Below are 19216 nucleotides of genomic sequence, written 5' to 3' on the forward strand. Positions count from 1 at the left end.
CGCTCACTCGACGTGGTAGTTCGGCGCTTCCTTCGTGATCTGCACGTCATGCACGTGCGATTCGCGCACGCCGGCCGCCGTAATCTCGACGAACGCGGCTTTCTCGTGCAACTCCTCGATCGTGCGGCAGCCACAGTAGCCCATGCTCGCGCGCACCCCACCGATCAATTGGAACAGGATCGCGTTGACACCGCCTTTATACGCGACGCGGCCTTCAATCCCTTCCGGCACCAGCTTGTCGACGTTGGCCGAATTGTCTTCCTGGAAGTAGCGGTCCGCCGCGCCATCTTTCATGGCGCCAACCGAACCCATGCCGCGATACGATTTGTATTGGCGTCCCTGGAACAGGAATACGTCGCCGGGCGATTCCTCGGTGCCGGCCAGCATGCTGCCCATCATCACCGCGTCGGCGCCCGCGGCCAACGCCTTCGATACATCCCCGGAGTAGCGTACGCCACCGTCGGCGATCACTGGCACGCCGCTGCCCCGCAGCGCGTCAGCCACGTTCGCAATCGCGGTGATCTGTGGCACGCCGACGCCCGCGACGATCCGCGTGGTGCAGATCGAACCCGGGCCGATGCCAACCTTTACGCCGTCGGCGCCGTGCTCGACCAGCGCCCTGGCCGCTTCGGCAGTCGCAATGTTGCCGCCGATCACATCGATATGCGGAAAATGCTGCTTGACCCAGCGCACCCGTTCTAGCACGCCCTGACTGTGCCCGTGCGCAGTGTCAACGACGATCACATCGACACCCGCCGCCGCCAGCGCCTCGACGCGCGCCACGTTCTCCGGACCGACGCCGACAGCAGCACCAACCCGCAGCTTGCCGTGCTCGTCCTTGCAGGCGTCCGGGTGCTCGGTCGCCTTCGTGATGTCCTTGACCGTCATCAATCCGCGCAACTCAAACGCCTCGTTGACGACCAGCACACGCTCCAGGCGGTGGCGGTGCATGAGCGCCTTGGCTTGCGCAAGCGACGTTCCTTCGCTGACAGTGACCAGCCGCTCGCGCGGCGTCATGATCGCGCGCACCGGCTCGTCCAGTCGCTCCTCGAAGCGCAGGTCGCGGTTCGTCACGATGCCGATAAGTTTCGCGCCGTCGACGACCGGGAAGCCGGAAATGCCATGCTGGCGCGACAGCGCAATCACGTCATGCACCTTCATATCGGGCGGCACGGTGATCGGATCTCGCAACACGCCGGACTCGAACCGCTTGACTTTCGCAACTTCACGCGCCTGTTCGGCCGGTGTCAGGTTCTTGTGCACGATGCCGATTCCGCCCTGCTGCGCCATTGCAATTGCAAGCCGTCCTTCGGTCACCGTGTCCATCGCCGCGGAAATCAGCGGCATGTTCAGGGAGATATTGCGAGTCACGCGGGTTTTGAGACTGGTGTCACGCGGCAGTACGTTCGAGTACGCCGGCACGAGGAGCACGTCATCGAATGTGAGTGCTTTTTGGATCAGACGCATGGCAAATCCTATAGGCGCAAAATCGGATTATACCGATAGTTTCCTGGATTTTCACTGTCCGAACAGCCAGTTACGCACGCGTCCCCTTTTTAAGCCCGAGCCGCCGTGCGCATCGCGCCGACTGGAGGATTTGGCAAGTGGGCCAAACGGCGCCGCATGTTATGCTGCGCGCCTTCAGTGTTTGCCCACGCCCGCCGCTTCGCTCGCACACCACCGGGATGCGACACGAAAAACGGCGCAGCCGCATATGCAGCATAGAAGACGGGCGCACGCAACCGGGGCGCGGCGCAGCCAACGATGACAAGGGGCCAGCAATGCAACGTGGGGTGATATACGGCCTGCTAGCGGGCGCGATGTGGGGCTTCGTATTTCTCGGCCCGAGCCTGTTGCCGGACTTCTCGCCATTGCTGCTGGCCGCCGGACGCTATCTATTGTACGGCCTGGTGTCGGTCGCGGTCGCGCTGCCCAACGCGCGCCGGCTGCTATCCAAGCTCACGCGCGCGGATCTCATGGCGCTCATCAGGCTCGCGCTTACAGGCAACGTTGTCTATTACATCCTGGTCGCCGCAGCGGTACAACTGGTCGGCGTTGCGCCATCGTCGCTGATCGTTGGCGTGCTGCCGTTGACCGTCACACTGGCCGGACGCACCGATCACGATGCAGTTCCACTGCGGCGGCTTGCGCTTGCACTGCTAATGATCACCGCCGGCATCGCCTGCATCAACATCGACGTCTTCACCGCACCGGCCGCCACGCACGGCACGATCGCGAGCCGGATCGCCGGTGTGTTGTGCGCCGCGGGCGCCCTGGCGGCGTGGACCTGGTTTGCCGTCGCCAATGCGCGCTATCTGCGCAAGGCAGGACATTTCGACAGCAACGAATGGTCGATTGCCTCGGGCCTTATCACCGGCGTGCTCGGCGCGCTGCTATGGGCCGGGCTGCTGCTGGGGCCGGGTAGCGCAGTCGGGGAGCCGGCGCTCGATGCCGGGCGCTGGCAACTATTCTGGGCGCTTAACCTAGCCATCGCCATCGGCTGTTCATGGTGGGGCAATGCGTTGTGGAACGCTGCGGCAAAACGCCTGCCCTTGACACTGTCGGGCCAGTTGATTGTGTTCGAGACGCTGTTCGCGCTCGTGTACGGATTCATCTACGCGCAGCGTTGGCCGCGCGCGCTCGAATGGGGCGCGATCGTGCTGCTGGTTGCGGGCGTGAGCTGGTCAGTCCGCCAGCACGCGCGTCAGCCGTCGCGCCCGGGCTAGTCGCGGCATGCGATCGAAGAGGACGCGCCAGTCTCGGCGCACTAACGTGTCGACCGCCGCTGACGAGGACGCATCAAACGCGGCGCGCTTCAGCGCGCGTCTTTTGCGCGCCATTTGCGTCCTTCAAGCGAGCCGCTGTGGCGAGCCTTATCGACGCGGCGCTGCCGTGCGAGCTTCGGATCGACGGTCAACGGCCGATAGATCTCGACGCGATCACCATTCTCGAGTGCCGAGTCCAGCGCGCGGATGCGTCCGAACACACCAACGCGCTGCTGAGCCAGGTCGATCTGCGGATGCATCGTGACGATCCCGCTAGCGTCGATGGCTTCACGCAGCGTCGCGCCGGGCGGCAACCGCACATCGACGAGCGTTTGGGTGTCAGGGAGCGCATAACACACTTGCACCTCGAGCATGGCGCCGCCATCGCCGCCCGGCAGCCGCGGATCAACGCTTGCCATAGCGTTCTCCGGCCCGCTTGACGAACGATTCGACGAACGTGTTTGCGATGTGATTGAACACCGGTCCGATCAATTTCTCCAAAATGATGCTGGAAAACTCATAGTGCAACGCGAACTCGACCTTGCACGCATCGTCTCGCAGCGGGATGAAATTCCAATAGCCAGTGAACCGCTTGAAAGGCCCTTCGGTGAACTCCATATCGATCCGTTCCGGGCGGCGTTGCGTGTTATGCGTAGCGAAATGCTGATGAATCCCCTTGAAGCGGATGTCGATCCGTGCTTCCATACTTGTTTCGTCCTGATGACGGATCTCGACGCCGCCGCACCAAGGCAGAAAGTTCGGGTAGTCGGCGACGTCAGTCACGAGGTCGAACATGCGTTCGGCGGAATAACGAATCAACACAGTTTTCTGGACGTCTGCCATAAAAGGGCACCGAGGAGGCGCGTGATGCCACGTGCGTCGCGGCGAGCCCGGAGCACGCGCGGACGCGACGCGGCCTTCGGCGCCGGGTCGCTTTGCTAAAATCGTAATTTTATCCGAGTTGGTCAAACCCATTCATGAGCATCATCGACAACAAGAAAGCATTCTTCGACTACTTCATCGAGGAACGCTACGAGGCGGGGCTCGTGCTGGAGGGCTGGGAGGTTAAAGCGCTGCGCGCCGGGCGCGGCCAGATTAAGGAAGGCTACGTCGTGATCCGCAACGGCGAACTATTCCTGATTGGCACGCACATCAGCCCGTTGCAGACCGCCTCGACGCACGTGCACGCGGATCCGGTCCGCACGCGCAAGCTGCTGCTCAACGCCGATGAGATCCGTAAGCTAATCGGCAAGGTCGAGCAGCGCGGCTATACGCTGGTGCCACTGAACTTCCACTACAAGAATGGACGGGTGAAATGTGAAATCGGCCTGGCCCGGGGTAAGAAGCTGCACGATAAGCGCGAGACCGAAAAGAAGCGCGACTGGCAACGCGAAAAGGCACAACTGCTGAAAAACACGACGCGCTAGCGGCGTGCGCCGCGACGCTGCCCGCCCCTTCTACTTTTGGTTGCGCCAACAATGTCAGGATCGTGAGCGCGTAACGGATTGACGGACCTTCGGAGCGTTGGCTGCAGCTATCCAGAACCGCGTAAGGTAGCTAAATTTTGAAGAGCCATCCGTCCGAAGATAGACGGCCAATGAGCTTGCTGTGTCTCTGCTTGGCAAGTTAGTATAGCTTCCCGTCCTCATCAACGTCTGCCGGCCGATCCGCATCCCCATCGGCACTACCCGCTCATAGCGGTCTATGGGGGACACTGACAGGGAACCTTAAGGGTGCGCTGGGCGATGCAATACACGCGGTGCTGTGCAGCACCGGCCACAACCTGCGGATGAGTCTGGTCTACGGCGGAACTTGTAACCAATCAGGCAGTGAGTCTCACGTCGATATTATTGGAATTCAGCTAGGCTCGGCGGACCATGGCCGGAGGTTGGTAGCGATGCGCGCTATGGGGCTGGCGCTCCTTGTAAAACTGCCGCCAGCGTTCGATAAGTACCTTGGCCCCGGCACGACTGCGAAACCCTTTGCGGTCCAGCAATGCGTCGCGCAGATTGCCGTTGAAGCTTTCGACGAACCCGTTTTTGCCACGGACTGCCAAGCGCGATTCACAGCGCATGTTGATACTCGGCATTCACGAGCACTACGAATAGCCCATTTGAATCCTCCAATACGTCACTCATACGAAAGCCTCTTCACTTTCCGGAGATAGACACTTGTGCCAGGCATCAAGCTTGTGTCGCAGGTTACGCCAATTCGCGCCGTTGATCTGCCAATTTATTCAGCTTACCCGCTATCACACGACCGATCGCAGCGGCTGGTTCCGGCTCGAGCAGCTTTCTATGGACGCAATGTATATCGTAAATCTCTATATTCCCGCCCACATAAGGTTTCCATGCATCGCGAGGTACGGGCGTGTGGGACTGATTTTCCACGAGGGTTGCATGTAAAAAAAGTGCGTTGCCACCATAGATGGGCGGAGAAAAGTTTTTCAAAATACGGCAATGATTTTTTGCGATTTCCCAGGCATTCCTGCGTAACGGTTCGTCCATGGCCGAAATTAATTTTTCACCGTACTGAGCAACCAGCGCAGCATAATGGGTCGCTTCATCGAATTCGGGCACATCATCCAATAAGCCAGGGCGGGGATGGCTATCCAACAACGCCAATAGCGCCACTGACTCTTTGTGCTGCTCCAGTTGCGCCGCCATGCTGTGAGCCACGATGCCTCCCAGGCTCCACCCTAATAGGTGGTACGGTCCTTGAGGCTGAATGCGACGAATCTGCTCAAGGTAGTCTGAGGCCATTGCCTCAATCGTGGGAGCAAGCGGTCGTGCCCCGTCGAATCCGCGGGCTTGCAGGCCATAGAGGGGCTGATCGTTATCTAGGTGAGGGGATAAACTCATATAGCTCCAACTCAATCCCATGCCCGGATGGATGCAAAAAAGAGGAGGACGACTACCTTGGGGCTTGAGCGCAAGCAGCACACTAAATGAGCTTTCCTGGCTTTTCTGGCTTCCCGGCTGCTCGACTAAACGTTGTGCCAAGCCTGCGAGGGTGGGAGCCTCGAACAGTGTGCGAATGGCAAGTTCCACCCCTAGCACATCACGAACACGGCTCATCAGGCGCATCGCCAGTAGCGAGTGCCCGCCGAGCGCAAAGAAGCTGTCGTGCCGGCCGACACGTTCGATACCCAATAGCTCGGCCCAAATCGCCGCGAGCGTCGTCTCGAGCTCGCCTTGCGGCGCTTCATACGCTTGATGCGCCAGCGCGTCGTCATCCGGTGCCGGCAGTGCGCGCCGATCCAGCTTGCCGCTGGGTGTCAGCGGAAACGCATCGAGCCGCACAAACGCACTGGGTATCATATACTCAGGCAGGCGAGCCGAGACATGTGCCCGCAAGGTACTGACTAAGGCTTCATCGGGCTGGGCCACCACATATGCGACCAGACGTTTATCCTGACCTTCGCCTGTTGCCAACACCACCGCATCACGCACCCGCGGGTGCGCCGTTAAGCACGCTTCGATCTCTTCCGGTTCAATCCGAAAGCCGCGGATCTTCACTTGCTCATCGTTGCGCCCCAAATACTCCAAATTGCCGTCCGGTAAATAACGCGCCAGATCTCCGGTCTTATACAGCCGTGCCCCCGCTTCATCGGAGAACGGATCCGGCACAAAGCGCTCAGCGGTCAACGCCGGGCGGTTCAGATAGCCACGGGCCACCCCGGCACCACCAATATACAACTCACCGACCGCACCCAGGGGCACCGGCTGGCCGTGCGCATCGAGCAGATAAACGCGCGTGTTCGCAATCGGCCGGCCGATGCTCTCAATCCATGCCTCACCACGCTGCATCGGCCGCCACGTCGAATAGGTGGTGCTCTCCGAAGGTCCATAAAGGTTACAGAGACGCTGGATGGGCGTTTGCTCAAAGATTTGCTCAATGAAGCGCGCTGTCAGCGACTCACCCGCCAGGTTCATCGTGGTGACCGAAGATAAGTTAGCCCGATGCGCCAGCAGGGACTGTAGCGCAGAAGGCACCGTATTAATCAGTGACACAGGCTGCGTCTGATGCATTAGCGCCAATGCGTCCTTGACCAAGTGAACGGTCGAGCCTTGCGCGAGCGGCACAAAACACTCGTAGACGGACAAATCAAAACTGATTGAGGTGGCAAATAGCGTATGTTGCGTCTCCAAGGGCGTAAAGGTTTGCACCGCCCAGCACAAAAAATTGACGGCTTGGGCATGTTCGACCATCACGCCCTTCGGGGTGCCAGTCGAGCCGGACGTATAGATCACATACGCCAGATGCCGGGCCGTCAACTCGGCTACCGATGGATTCGTGTCCAGCAACGCCGGCAGGGTAGCCGGATCAAGCACCGTGCACTCGGCGAGCGCCGCCTCGCCCAACGCGGCACGCCCGGCCGCATCCGCCAGCACCATGTTCGGTGCCGCATCGGCGAGGATGTGCGCCAAGCGCTCGCTCGGATAGCTCGGATCAAGCGGCACATAGGCCCCACCGGCCTTTAAAATTGCCAACAATCCTACGACCAGCGCGGGACTGCGCTGCACGCAGATGGCCACGCGCGCATCGGGCTTGACGCCCAACTCGATCAGTTGGTGCGCAAGGCGATTGGCCCGGGCATTCAGTTGCGCATAGCTCAACGTTTGGTCTTCAAACACCAGCGCTGGTGCCTCGGGCGTGCGCTCGACCTGCGCTTCGAATAGCTGGTGCACACACCGATGTTTTGGATACGCCTGCTGCGTCGCATTCCATGTCTCAAGCAGCAACTGGCGCTCCGCCTCAGGCAGCACCTGCAGCTGCTGTACTGAAATGTCGGGCGTCGCCTCGAGCGCGTCGGCCAAGCTGTGCAGCGCCTGCTGCATATATGCGCATACTCGCTCAGGCTCCAGCGACGGCACGCTCTGGGCGGTCAGCCCCAACGACTGCCCATCATCGTCCACCGACAGTGTCAGCGGGTAATTGGTACGCTCCTGCGCGCCGAGCAGCTCCACCCCTGGTAGCCCGCTGCGCTCGCCTGAGTCCATCGCATTGTGCCGGTAATTGAGCAGCGCACTAAAGAGCGGCATATCGACCGGCACGCCGCTACAGCGCTGTACGAGCGCCAGCGACGCATGCTCATGCTCGAGCAACGCCGCCAGCCGCGCATGCGTCGCGTGCACGGCGGCCTGTACACTGCCGTCCAAATCCACGCGCAGCGGCAGCGTATTGATAAAGAGCCCCATCGCACGATCGGCTCCGCTACCGGCTTGCATCCGCCCAAACAGCACGGTGCCAAACACCACGCGTTGTTGGCCGCTCGCGCGGGCGAGCACCTGCGCCCACGCCAGATGGCACAGGCATGCTAAGCTCACGCTCAAGTGTCGCGCATGCGCACGCAGCCGATCGTTCAATGCCGGTGGCAACCTCCAGTGTGACTCGCTCACTTCACTGCCGTCGCGCCGGACCTGCGCGAGCCCAAACGGCAAGGTCGGCTCCACGTCCGCGAGCAGCTCGGTGAAGAAGCGCGCATGCGCTTCTTCACTCACCCCTAGCCTGGCTTGCGCGACCAAATTGCGGAACGGCTGCGCCGGCAGCAAGGTGTCACCTCGACCTTCAAGGACGACCCGCACCTCATTCTGTACCATTTTGAGAGTTGTATTGTCATCAATCAAATGATGCAACCGCTGCATGAGCAGCCAGCGCCCCTCATTATCCTGGGCGATCGCACAGTGCAGCAGCGGCGCTTGCGTCAGATCCAAGCGCGTGTGACGCGGATCAAAGCGCCGCGCCATTTGCTCCGCGATCGGCCCGTCACCTACGTCTAACGTCAGCTCGGTGACCGGCAACCGCGCGTGGCGCCACACCACTTGCGCGGGCGTGGACAGCCCCTCCCACACGAACGCGGTACGCAACATATCGTGGCGATCGATCACCTGCTGCAGCGCGTGCAGATACTGGTCAAGCCGCGCTCGCGTGTCAAAGGCCAGTTGCAGCATCAGCAAATAAGGATCGCCGTCGCGCGCGAGTAGATGGTGAAACAACAGCCCGTCTTGCGGCGGCGACAGCGCATAAATGTCCTGGATATTGGCTACGCCACCGGGCACCTGCTTGACAATTTTGTCGATGTCCGCTTGCGTCAGCTCAATGAGCGGCAGCATCGACGGCGTAATCGCAGTGGTGTCGGGTGTGATCGCGTTGGGCGGCGCCACCACGTCACGACGCTGACCCAACGTCTGCGCCAGCGCGCTGAGCGTCGGTGCCTCAAATAGCGCCCGCACCGACACACTCAAGCCCTGACGCCGCAGACGCTCAATGAGCTGCACCGCCAGCAGCGAGTGGCCCCCGAGCGCAAAGAAGCTGTCGTGCCGGCCCACCTGCTTGACACCCAATAGCTCGGTCCAAATCTCAGCCAGCGTCGTCTCCAGCTCGCCTTGCGGCGCTTCATACGCTTGATGCGCCAGCGCGGCGTCATCCGGTGCGGGCAGTGCGCGCCGATCGAGCTTGCCGTTGGGCGTCAGCGGAAACGCATCGAGTCGCACAAACGCACTGGGCACCATATACTCGGGCAGCCTCGCCGCCATCTGTGCGCGCAGTGTGCTCGCCAATTGCTCATCCGCTTCGGCTTGCACATACGCCACGAGCCGCTTATCCGAGCCTTCACCGGTTGCCAGCACCACCGCATCACGCACCTGCGGGTGTTGTATGAGGCACGCCGCAATCTCTCCCGGTTCAATCCGAAAGCCGCGGATCTTCACTTGCTCATCGTTGCGCCCCAAGAATTCTAGGTTGCCGTCCGGTAAATACCGCGCCACATCCCCGGTCTTATACAGCCGTGCACCCGCTTCATCTGAGAATGGATCCGGCACAAAGCGCTCAGCGCTCAGCGCTGGACGGTTTAGATAGCCCCGTGCGACGCCTGCGCCACCAATATACAGCTCGCCGACCGCACCCAGCGGCACCGGCTGCCCATGCGCGTCCAGCAGATAGATCGTCAGGTCCGGAATCCGTATGCCCACCGGACTGCCCGCTTGTTCGCTGTCTTGCTGCCGAAGCGGCCGATACGTCACATGCACGGTCGCTTCGGTAATCCCATACATGTTGACCAATTGCGGATGATGCTCATCGTGCGTCGCATACCACGCCTGTAAGAGCGTCGGCTCCAGCGCCTCCCCGCCTAAGATCACATAGCGCAATTGATCCGATAAAGCGCTATGTGCTTGGCTAGCCATCAATGCCTTAAATGCACTGGGGGTCTGATTTAATACGGTGACACCCTGCTCACAGATCAACTGGTAAAAAGCGTCGGCAGAGCGGGCAATCGAATGGGGCACGATGACAAGCTTGCCACCATAACGCAGTGCACCCCACAGCTCCCAGACCGAGAAATCGAACGCAAACGAGTGAAACAGGCACCAAGTATCATGCTCGTTAAAGCCATACCACGGTTGCGTCGCCTCGAACAGCCGCACCACTTGCGCATGTTCGACCATCACGCCCTTGGGCGTGCCGGTCGAGCCCGACGTATAGATCACATACGCCAGATGCCGGGCCGTCAGCGCGGCGATCGACGGATTCGTGTCCGGCAACGCTGGCAGGGTGGCCGGATCGAGCACCGTGCATTCGGCGAGCACCGCCTCGCCCAATGCAGCACGCCCAGCGGCATCCGCGAGTACAATCTTCGGTGCCGCATCAGCGAGGATATGCGCCAAGCGCTCACTCGGATAGCTCGGATCGAGCGGCACATAGGCGCCACCCGCTTTTAAAATCGCCAACAGCCCCGCGACCAGTGCCGGCGAGCGCTCGACACAAATCGCCACCCGGGTGTCTGGCTTGACACCCCACTCAATCAGCTGGTGTGCCAAGCGATTGGCTTGTGCGTTCAGCTGCGCATAACTGAACGTTTGGTCCTCAAACACCAGCGCCGTCGCCTCAGGCGTGCGCTCGACCTGCTCTTCGAATAGCTGGTGCACGCACCGATGTGCCGGATACGCCTGCTGCGTCGCATTCCGTGTCTGCAGTAGCAACTGACGCTCGTCCGGCCCCAGTATCTGAAGCGTTGCGACCGGCTGCTGTGGGCTAGCCACCATGGCGCGTAACATCGTCTCTAGATATCTGACGTGCCGCTCAATCGTGGATCGCTCGAACAGCGCCGTCGCATACGCTAAGCGGCCGATGATCTCGTCACCTGCCTCAGACACGTTCAGCTCGAGATCGAACTTCACGACGTCATACTCCAGCTCAGCCGGCGTGGCCGTGAGCCCAGGTAGACGCCACTCGTTTGGCTCATTGTTCTGCCACGCCAACATCACCTGGAACAGCGGCGTATGATTCATTCGACGCGGCGGCTGCACGATCTCGACCACTTGCTCAAACGGCAGATCCTGATGCGCCTGTGCGTCCAATGTCGCGCGCCGCACGCGCGCGAGCAGTTCGCTCGTATTGGGATCGCCGGATAAGTTGGCACGCAACGCTAACGTATTGACAAAAAAGCCAATCAACGGCTCGATCGCAGCATGTCCGCGATTGGCGCTGGGCGTGCCAATGACTATGTCGTCTTGGCCCGATAACCGTGACAGTACCGCGCTCCATGCGGCGAGCACCGTCATAAATAGCGTCGTACCGTGCTCCGCGCTTAAGCGCTTGAGCGCTTGCGTGGTGGCCGCATCAATGCGCACCGGCACCTGTGCGCCGGCAAACGACTGTTGCGCCGGACGCGGCCGATCGGTCGGTAGCTCCAGCAGCACCGGTGCGTCGGCCAGCGTCGCACGCCAATAGTCGCTTTGCGCCCGCAGCCGCTCACCCGAGAGCCACTGCCGTTGCCACGCCGCATAATCCGAATACTGAACCGCCAATGGCGGCAACGGATCCGGTTGGTCTCTACAGGCGGCCGTGTATAGCGCATTCAATTCCCTCACCAGCACACCGACCGACCAGCCGTCTGACACGATGTGATGTTGCGTCAGCACCAGCACGTGCTCGTCATCCGACAACTGAATCCCGCACGCGCGCAGCAGCGGCCCGTGCGCCAGATCGAACGGCGCTTGTGCAGCCTCGGCGCTCAGTCGCACCAGTTGAGCCTGCGCATCGGGCACATCACGCAAGTCATGCCAGCTCATCGGCACGCCTGTGTCGGCGGACAGCAGCTGAACTTGCGGCTGGCCTTCGACGCTGACGAACACCGAGCGCAGCGCGTCATGACGCGCAAGGAGCGCATCCAGCGCTTGCTGCCATGCGGCTCGGTTCAGCGGCCCATGCACACGCCACGCGAGCGGCATGTGATAGGTGCGACTCACACCGTCGAGTTGCGCGAGAAACCATAGCCGTTGCTGCGCAAACGACAGCGGCAAATGGCCTTCTCGCGACACCGGCGTGATCTCAGGCAGCGTATCGGTGCCGTGATGCCATTGCGCATCCACCGCGGTAGCGAATGCAGCGAGCGTCGGTGATGCGAACAGCGTCGCCAGTGGCACGTCGGCACCGAGTGCACTCACCCGGTTCATCAAACGCACCGCCAACAAAGAATGACCGCCGAGCGCAAAGAAGCTATCGTGCCGACCCACACGTTCGACACCCAATAGCTCCGCCCAGATCTCAGCCAGCGTCGTCTCGAGCTCGCCTTGCGGCGCTTCATATGCTTGATGCGCCAGCGCGGCGTCATCCGGTGCCGGCAGTGCACGCCGATCAAGCTTGCCGTTGGGTGTTAGCGGAAACGCATCGAGCCGCACAAACGCACTGGGCACCATATACTCGGGCAGCCTCGCCGCCACCTGTGCGCGCAGCGTGCTCGCCAGTTGCTCGTCCGCTTCGGCCTGCACATACGCAACCAGCCGCTTATCCACGCCCTCACCTGTTGTTACCACCACCGCGTCGCGCACTTGCGGGTGTTGCACGAGGCACGCCGCAACCTCACCCGGCTCAATGCGAAAGCCGCGTATCTTGACTTGGTCATCGTTGCGCCCCAAGAACTCTAGATTGCCGTCCGGTAAATAACGCGCTACATCCCCGGTCTTATACAGCCGCGCACCCGCGTCATCTGAAAACGGATCCGGCACAAAGCGCTCGGCGGTTAACTCTGGGCGTTTCAGGTAACCGCGTGCGACGCCTGCGCCACCAATATACAACTCGCCGACCGCACCCAGTGGCACCGGCTGCCCGTAGCAATCCAGCAAATAAATCCGTGTGTTCGCGATAGGGCGGCCACCAATATAAGACCGACTATCTGCTGTACTCAACTGCCCACAAGCCACTACAACCGTTGTTTCGGCCGGACCATAGAGATCCACCAACGTAAGCCCAGCAGGCAGTACTTGTCTTAAATGAGGGAAACGTTCACCTCCCGTGAATAAATAACGCAAACTGTTTGGCATTCTCTGATCAGCCAATGCCATAACAGCTAGCGGCGTGACCAGGAAAGACGCATTTAAATTCTGTTGTTGCCACCATTGCAACAAAGCTGAAACGTCCTTAGATATAGTGCGAGGTGGAATTACAAACTCATACCCACCAATTAGGCCTGACCAAAGCTCCCACACGCTCGCGTCAAACGCCACACCTGCAGTAAGTGCGCTTCGACAACCCTTCTGCACGTTGAACGTACGACCATGCCATGTACAAAGATTAATAAGATTGCGATGCTCAACCATCACACCCTTCGGCGTGCCGGTGGAGCCAGATGTATAGATTACGTACGCCAGATGTCGGGACTTCAGGCCTGGCACTGACGGATTTGTCTCAGCCTGATGGGGTAACGTGTTTGGATCGAGCACCGTGCGATGAGCCAAGGCCGCCTCACCCAGCGCGGCGCGGCCCGCCGCATCGGCCAGCACGATCTTGGGTGCCGCATCCTGCAACATATGCGTGAGCCGCTCGCCCGGATAGGCTGGATCGAGCGGCACATACGCCCCGCCCGCTTTCAGAATCGCCAACGACCCCACGACCAGCGCCGACGAGCGCTCGACACAGATCGCCACCCGGGTCTCTGGCCTGACACCCCACTCAATCAGCTGGTGTGCGAGGCGATTGGCCTGTGCGTTCAGCTGCGCATAGCTGAACGTTTGTTCCTCATACACCAGCGCCGGTGTTTCGGGCGTACGCTCGACCTGCGCTTCGAATAGCTGGTGCACGCACCAGTGCGACGGATACGCCTGCTGCGTCGCATTCCATGTCTGCAGCAGCAATTGGCGCTCGGCCGGTGACAGCAGCTCAAGCGTGGCCACCGGCTGCTGTGGGCGAGCCACCATTGTTTGCAACATCGTCTGTAGATACCCGACGTGCCGCTCGATCGTGGATTGATCGAACAACGCCGTCGCATACCCTAAGCTGCCGATGATCTCCTCACCTGCCTCAGATAAGTTCAGCTCGAGATCGAACTTCACGACGTCATACTCCAGCTCAGCCGGCGTGACCGTGAGCCCGGGTAGGCACCACTCGTCTGGCTCATTGCTCTGCCACGCCAACATCACCTGGAACAGCGGTGTATGATTCATTCGACGCGGCGGTTGCGCAATCTCCACCACTTGCTCGAACGGCAGGTCCTGATGCGCTTGCGCGTCCAGCGTCGCGCGCCGCACGCGCGCGAGCAACTGGGCGGTATCGGGCTCGCCCGACAAATCCACGCGCAACGCCAGCGTATTGACAAAAAAACCAATCAACGGCTCGATCTGGCGGTGGTTACGATTAGCGCTGGGCGTGCCGATAACCACGTCGTGCTGGCCCGACAGGCGCGCGAGTACCGCACTCCATGCGGCAATCATCGTCATAAATAGCGTCGTGCCATGCTCCGCGCTTAAGCGCTTGAGCGCTTGCGTGGTGGCCGCATCAATGCGCACCGGCACCTGTGCGCCGGCAAACGACTGTTGCGCCGGACGCGGCCGATCGGTCGGTAGCCCCAGCAGCACCGGTGCGTCGGCCAGCGTCGCACGCCAATAGTCGCTTTGCGCCTGCAGCCGCTCGCCCATGAGCCACTGTCGCTGCCACGCTGCATAATCCGGATACTGAACTGCCAATGGCGGCAACGGATCCGGTTGGCCTCTACAGGCGGCCGTGTATAGCGCATTCAATTCCCGCACCAGCACCCCGATCGACCAGCCGTCTGACACGATGTGATGTTGCGTCAGCACCAGCACGTGCTCGTCATCCGACAACTGAATCCCGCACGCGCGCAGCAACGGCCCGTGCGCCAGATCGAACAGCGCTTGTGCAGCCTCGGCGCTCAGTCGCACCAGTTGAGCCTGCGCATCGGGCACATCACGCAAGTCATGCCAGCTCATCGGCACGCCTGTGTCGGCGGGCAGCAGCTGAACTTGCGGCTGGCCCTCGACGCTGACGAACACCGAGCGCAGCGCGTCATGACGCGCAAGGAGCGCATCCAGCGCTTGCTGCCATGCGGCTCGATTCAGCGGCCCGTGCACACGCCACGCGAGCGGCATGTGATAGGTGCGACTCACACCGTCGAGTTGCGCGAGAAACCATAGCCGTTGCTGCGCAAACGACAGCGGTAAATGGCCTTCTCGCGACACCGGCGTGATCTCAGGCAGCGTATCGGTGCCGTGATGCCATTGCGCCTCAACCGCGGTAGCGAATGCAGCGAGCGTCGGTGATGCGAACAGCGTCGCCAGTGGCACATCGGCACCGAGTGCACTCACCCGGTTCATCAAACGCACCGCCAACAAAGAATGACCGCCGAGCGCAAAGAAGCTGTCGTGCCGACCGACCTGCTTCACACCCAATAGCTCCGCCCAGATCTCAGCCAGCGTCGTCTCAAGCTCGCCTTGCGGCGCTTCATACGCTTGGTGCACGAGCGCATCGATATCAGGCTCCGGCAGCGCACGCCGGTCGAGCTTGCCATTGGGCGTCAACGGAAATGCATCGAGCCGCACAAACGCGGCCGGCACCATATAATCGGGCAACCGAGCGGCCACATGCGCATGCAGCGTGCTGGCCAGGGGCGCATCGGATTCAGCAATGACATAGGCGACAAGTCGCGTGTCCTCGCCGTCGCCGCGCGCAAGCATCACCGCATCGCGCACCTGCGGGTGCTGGGCCAAGCATGCCTCAATCTCGCCCGGCTCGACTCGTTGGCCGCGCAGCTTAATCTGATCGTCGATGCGGCCAACATAGTCAAGTTGACCATCCACCCGCCATCTGGCCAAGTCGCCCGTTCGGTACAGCCGCTCGCCGTGCCCGAACGGGTTGGCGATAAAGCGCTCAGCGCTTAACACGGGCTGATTGAAGTAACCGCGTGCCAAGCCCACGCCCGCGATATATAGCTCGCCGGTCACACCCGGTGGCAACGGCTTAAGCTGTCGATCCAATACATACACGCGCACATTCGACAACGGCTGGCCGATCGGCACCGCGCCCTGTGTGTCGGGTACGGCCGCAAACCAGGTCGATGTCATCGTGCATTCGGTCGGGCCGTACTGATTGAACACCTGCACCTGCGCGCCGAGCGTTTGATGCACGCGCGTGACAAGCTGCGCGTCCAGCGCTTCGCCACTCACCAAGATCGTGCGCAGTGCCCTACCCACGCCCCGATGTTCAGCCGCCTGACAGATACTACGCAGCAAGCTGGGCGTCATACTGAGCAATGCCGTGACACGCTGCTCATGGAGCGCATCCACATAGCGGTGCGGCTCCTTAGCGTGCGCGGTCGGGATCAGCACGACGCGTGCACCGGCAATAAGTGGGCCGATTAGGTCACGCACCGACGCGTCAAAGGCCAGACTCGCGACATTGAGCACTACATCTTTTTCGGTGACACGATAATGGCGAACCAAAAAGTTCAGGTAATTGGCTGCACCGCGATGCCGGGTCATCACCCCTTTAGGCTGGCCCGTTGAGCCTGACGTATAGGTCACGTATGCGAGATGCTCAGACAAAACACCGCTGGCCGCACGCGTGTCGGGCCCAGCCTCGATCTGCGCCCAGTCGGTATCCAGGCGCACGCACTGTACAGCGGTGCGCGGCAACGCTTGCTGCAGGGACGACTGTGTGACCAGGACCGGCGCGCGCGCCTGCTGCATCATGTACGCGAGGCGCTCGCGCGGATAGCTCGGATCCAGCGGTAAATACGCGCCTCCAGCCTTTAAGATGCCCAGTACGCCGACCACCATCTCGATCGAGCGCTCCACGCATAACCCCACGACGACGTCGGGTCCGACGCCCAGTGTGCGCAAATGCCACGCCAGTTGATTGGCCCGACGCTCTAGTTCAGCGTACGTGATTGACTGCGCGCCCAACACGACAGCCTCCGCCTGCGGCGTGCGCTCGACCTGCGCTTCGAACAATTGATCCACGCTTAGGTTATCGGGATATGATGCCGCCGTTGCGTTCCAGTCGCGCAGCAGTCGCTGCCGCTCGCTCGCATCGAGCAGATCGATGTCGCCCAACGGCTGTGTTGGAGCCGCGGCCAGCGTTTGCAGGAACCGAACAAACCGGTGTTGATGCGCAACCAGCTCATCTGCGGTATAACAAGCCGGATTCGCGTCAAAGTCGATCCGTAACGAACCGTCGTCTGCTCGCGGACAGACCGTGACCCTCAGATCGTCAACCGGACCATTGAGCAAAGGATGCGTCGTCGAGGTCAGCTCACCAAAGGTCAGGGCGTCGTCAAGCGGCATGACATGAACAGCGATTCTAAACAGAGGCTGGCCGGACGCCAGTCTAGTTGAGCGCAGCAACGCGTCACTCGAGTCACATAAGCCCCGCCGCCCGCGTTGGATCTCGTGCTCAGCCTGCTGCATCAACGATATCAGGCTCATGCCCAATTGCACCGTCAATCGAAGCGGCATCATGGCGCCACTACCGAGCGGAGAAGGCTCAGCCGCCCCCCAGGCGGAGCAGCCCAACACCACGTCGTGCGCGCCGATCAGCCGAGACAGATACGCGGCCATCGCGGCTGTTATCAACAAGGTCAATTGCGCGGTATCGCCCGCATGATCGCCTAACGCGTGGGACGGCAACGCCATGGTATGACGCAGTGCCGGCTGCAGCGCCGGCGCACATCGGCTTGCCAGGGTGGCCGGCTCCGGCCAATGCGCATCCCGCTCGAACCGATACGCGTCATCACAGGCCCCTAGGGCTGAAGCGGGGGACTGCGCGTCGCACGCTAATGCGGGCGCCCATTGCTCGAAAGGAGGTGACATGCCCGCATACAGCATGCGATACACGTGCGCGACGCGCTGCGCAATAAGATGAGCGCCGTGCACATCGATCAAGAGCGCGTGGTAGCGCTGATACCACAGCACCCGATCCGGTGCCGTATGCAACAGCGCATAACGAAAGAGCGGTTTGTGTAAAACATTGAACGGCTGTTCACAATCGGCATGCATCCATGCGTCGGCTGCCGCCTGAGGATTGGCTTCCCCACTGAAATCAATCAGCGGCAATGGCCACTGTGGTGAACCAATATATTGTCGAAGACGGTCCTCACTTTCGACAAATTGCAACCGCAGATGGTCCACTTCGTCCACTACCTGACGTAAGGCGGCTTCAAACTGCGCGATGTCAATGGCATCTTCAATCATCGTGTAGCGCGCTACACAATACACTGGACTTGCCAAGGGCAACCGTTGGTCAATTCCCTGATCGGTTTGAGCCGCACTGAGCGGATCAGTCACTGCCATCACGCAAGCAGACATCTGTATTCTCCTATCCAGACACAAGGCTGGCCCGGGGCTGACGACGCACGACGGCGATGGCTAACTTGCCAGGTAGAAAGCAGATCGAGCCCTAAGTGGACCAATACTTCCAAAATGATGCTGGGCAGGCATCATACCTGCCACTCGTACCGCTTTTTGCTGGGCATTGAGTTGAAAAACGGCGGGAATCACTTCACTACCCTTAATTTATACCCGAGCCCTTAATTTAATTACACAGATACGCCGCTCTTTTTACCAATAAACCGCAGCGTTATCGCCTTCAGAACACCACAGCAAACCAGTACACCTATTTCAGCAATGGCTATGCCTGCCAATGGCCCACAGCTTTATATGCGATAAAGAGGGCTGTGCACGTTGCCGAATAATACTATTGGCATTTAAGATCATTAATTTATCAACGAAGACCAGCCGAAACAATTCACCCCCAATTTGGCTCAATATATGGCTTAAAGAAATATATTTTGCACCGATATAAATAATCCTCTCCAACTAAATTTATTGTCTAACCCTTGAAATGAACTTAATCTTGTTTCTGTCAGACAGCGCTTTAACAAAGTCACGCCCATTTTTAGCCGGCATATCATGGCCTGAGCGAGCAAACGCCATAACGAAGCAACTTCTGCTGTACAGAAATAGAGGCTGGCGGAAGCTGCCCTCCCCGAAAAGCACAATCCCGCCGTGCCATTGACATACATCGCAAGCGGTAGCCACAAAGAAGCTCCACCGTGAGGTCAGTGCGCTGATGGCTAGCGAGCATCTTTATGCTTATGCCGAGCGCGCCCCGTGCCATCTATCAAATTGCTTATGGTGCCGCCCCACCTAAACGGGCGC

6 protein-coding genes and 2 pseudogenes are annotated in these 19216 nt (G+C 60.5%); 3 read left to right on the forward strand and 5 right to left on the reverse strand.

What is annotated here, in order from left to right; translation table 11 throughout:
- Positions 1-3: 3 nt before the first annotated feature.
- Positions 4-1467, reverse strand: coding sequence for an IMP dehydrogenase (guaB, locus tag RA167_RS06380; RefSeq protein ID WP_076784910.1), 1464 nt, complete (start codon positions 1465-1467; stop codon positions 4-6).
- A 314-nt stretch (positions 1468-1781) separates the two neighbouring features.
- On the opposite strand from guaB, the gene RA167_RS06385 reads away from it, so the two are divergent.
- A complete protein-coding gene (locus tag RA167_RS06385) occupies positions 1782-2726 on the forward strand; it encodes a DMT family transporter (protein WP_076784912.1) in 945 nt (314 codons plus the stop codon).
- A gap of 89 nt (positions 2727-2815) precedes the next feature.
- On the opposite strand, the gene RA167_RS06390 is transcribed toward RA167_RS06385, so the two are convergent.
- Both RA167_RS06390 and RA167_RS06395 read right to left on the reverse strand, forming a co-directional pair.
- Positions 2816-3139, reverse strand: coding sequence for an RnfH family protein (locus RA167_RS06390; protein ID WP_076787140.1), 324 nt, complete (start codon positions 3137-3139; stop codon positions 2816-2818).
- Positions 3140-3170: 31 nt separating this feature from the next.
- Positions 3171-3608 carry a type II toxin-antitoxin system RatA family toxin gene (locus RA167_RS06395; protein ID WP_041753499.1) on the reverse strand — a complete coding sequence of 146 codons (438 nt, stop codon included), beginning with the start codon at positions 3606-3608 and terminating at the stop codon, positions 3171-3173.
- Positions 3609-3742: 134 nt separating this feature from the next.
- On the opposite strand from RA167_RS06395, the gene smpB reads away from it, so the two are divergent.
- Both smpB and RA167_RS15650 read left to right on the forward strand, forming a co-directional pair.
- Entirely contained in the window at positions 3743-4192 is a 450-nt protein-coding gene (gene smpB / locus RA167_RS06400; protein WP_013435278.1) for an SsrA-binding protein SmpB, read from the forward strand.
- A 236-nt stretch (positions 4193-4428) separates the two neighbouring features.
- Positions 4429-4563, forward strand: a pseudogene (locus tag RA167_RS15650) (IS5/IS1182 family transposase); the annotation flags it as partial.
- Between the two features lie 63 nt (positions 4564-4626).
- Here RA167_RS15650 and RA167_RS06405 read toward each other — a convergent pair.
- Both RA167_RS06405 and RA167_RS06410 read right to left on the reverse strand, forming a co-directional pair.
- A pseudogene (locus tag RA167_RS06405) lies at positions 4627-4828 on the reverse strand (integrase core domain-containing protein); the annotation flags it as partial.
- Positions 4829-4966: 138 nt separating this feature from the next.
- Positions 4967-18364, reverse strand: a complete 13398-nt coding sequence (locus RA167_RS06410; RefSeq protein WP_076784913.1) for a non-ribosomal peptide synthetase — start codon at positions 18362-18364, stop codon at positions 4967-4969.
- Positions 18365-19216 lie beyond the last annotated feature (852 nt).

Source organism: Mycetohabitans endofungorum (assembly GCF_037477895.1).
Taxonomy (GTDB): Bacteria; Pseudomonadota; Gammaproteobacteria; order Burkholderiales; family Burkholderiaceae; genus Mycetohabitans.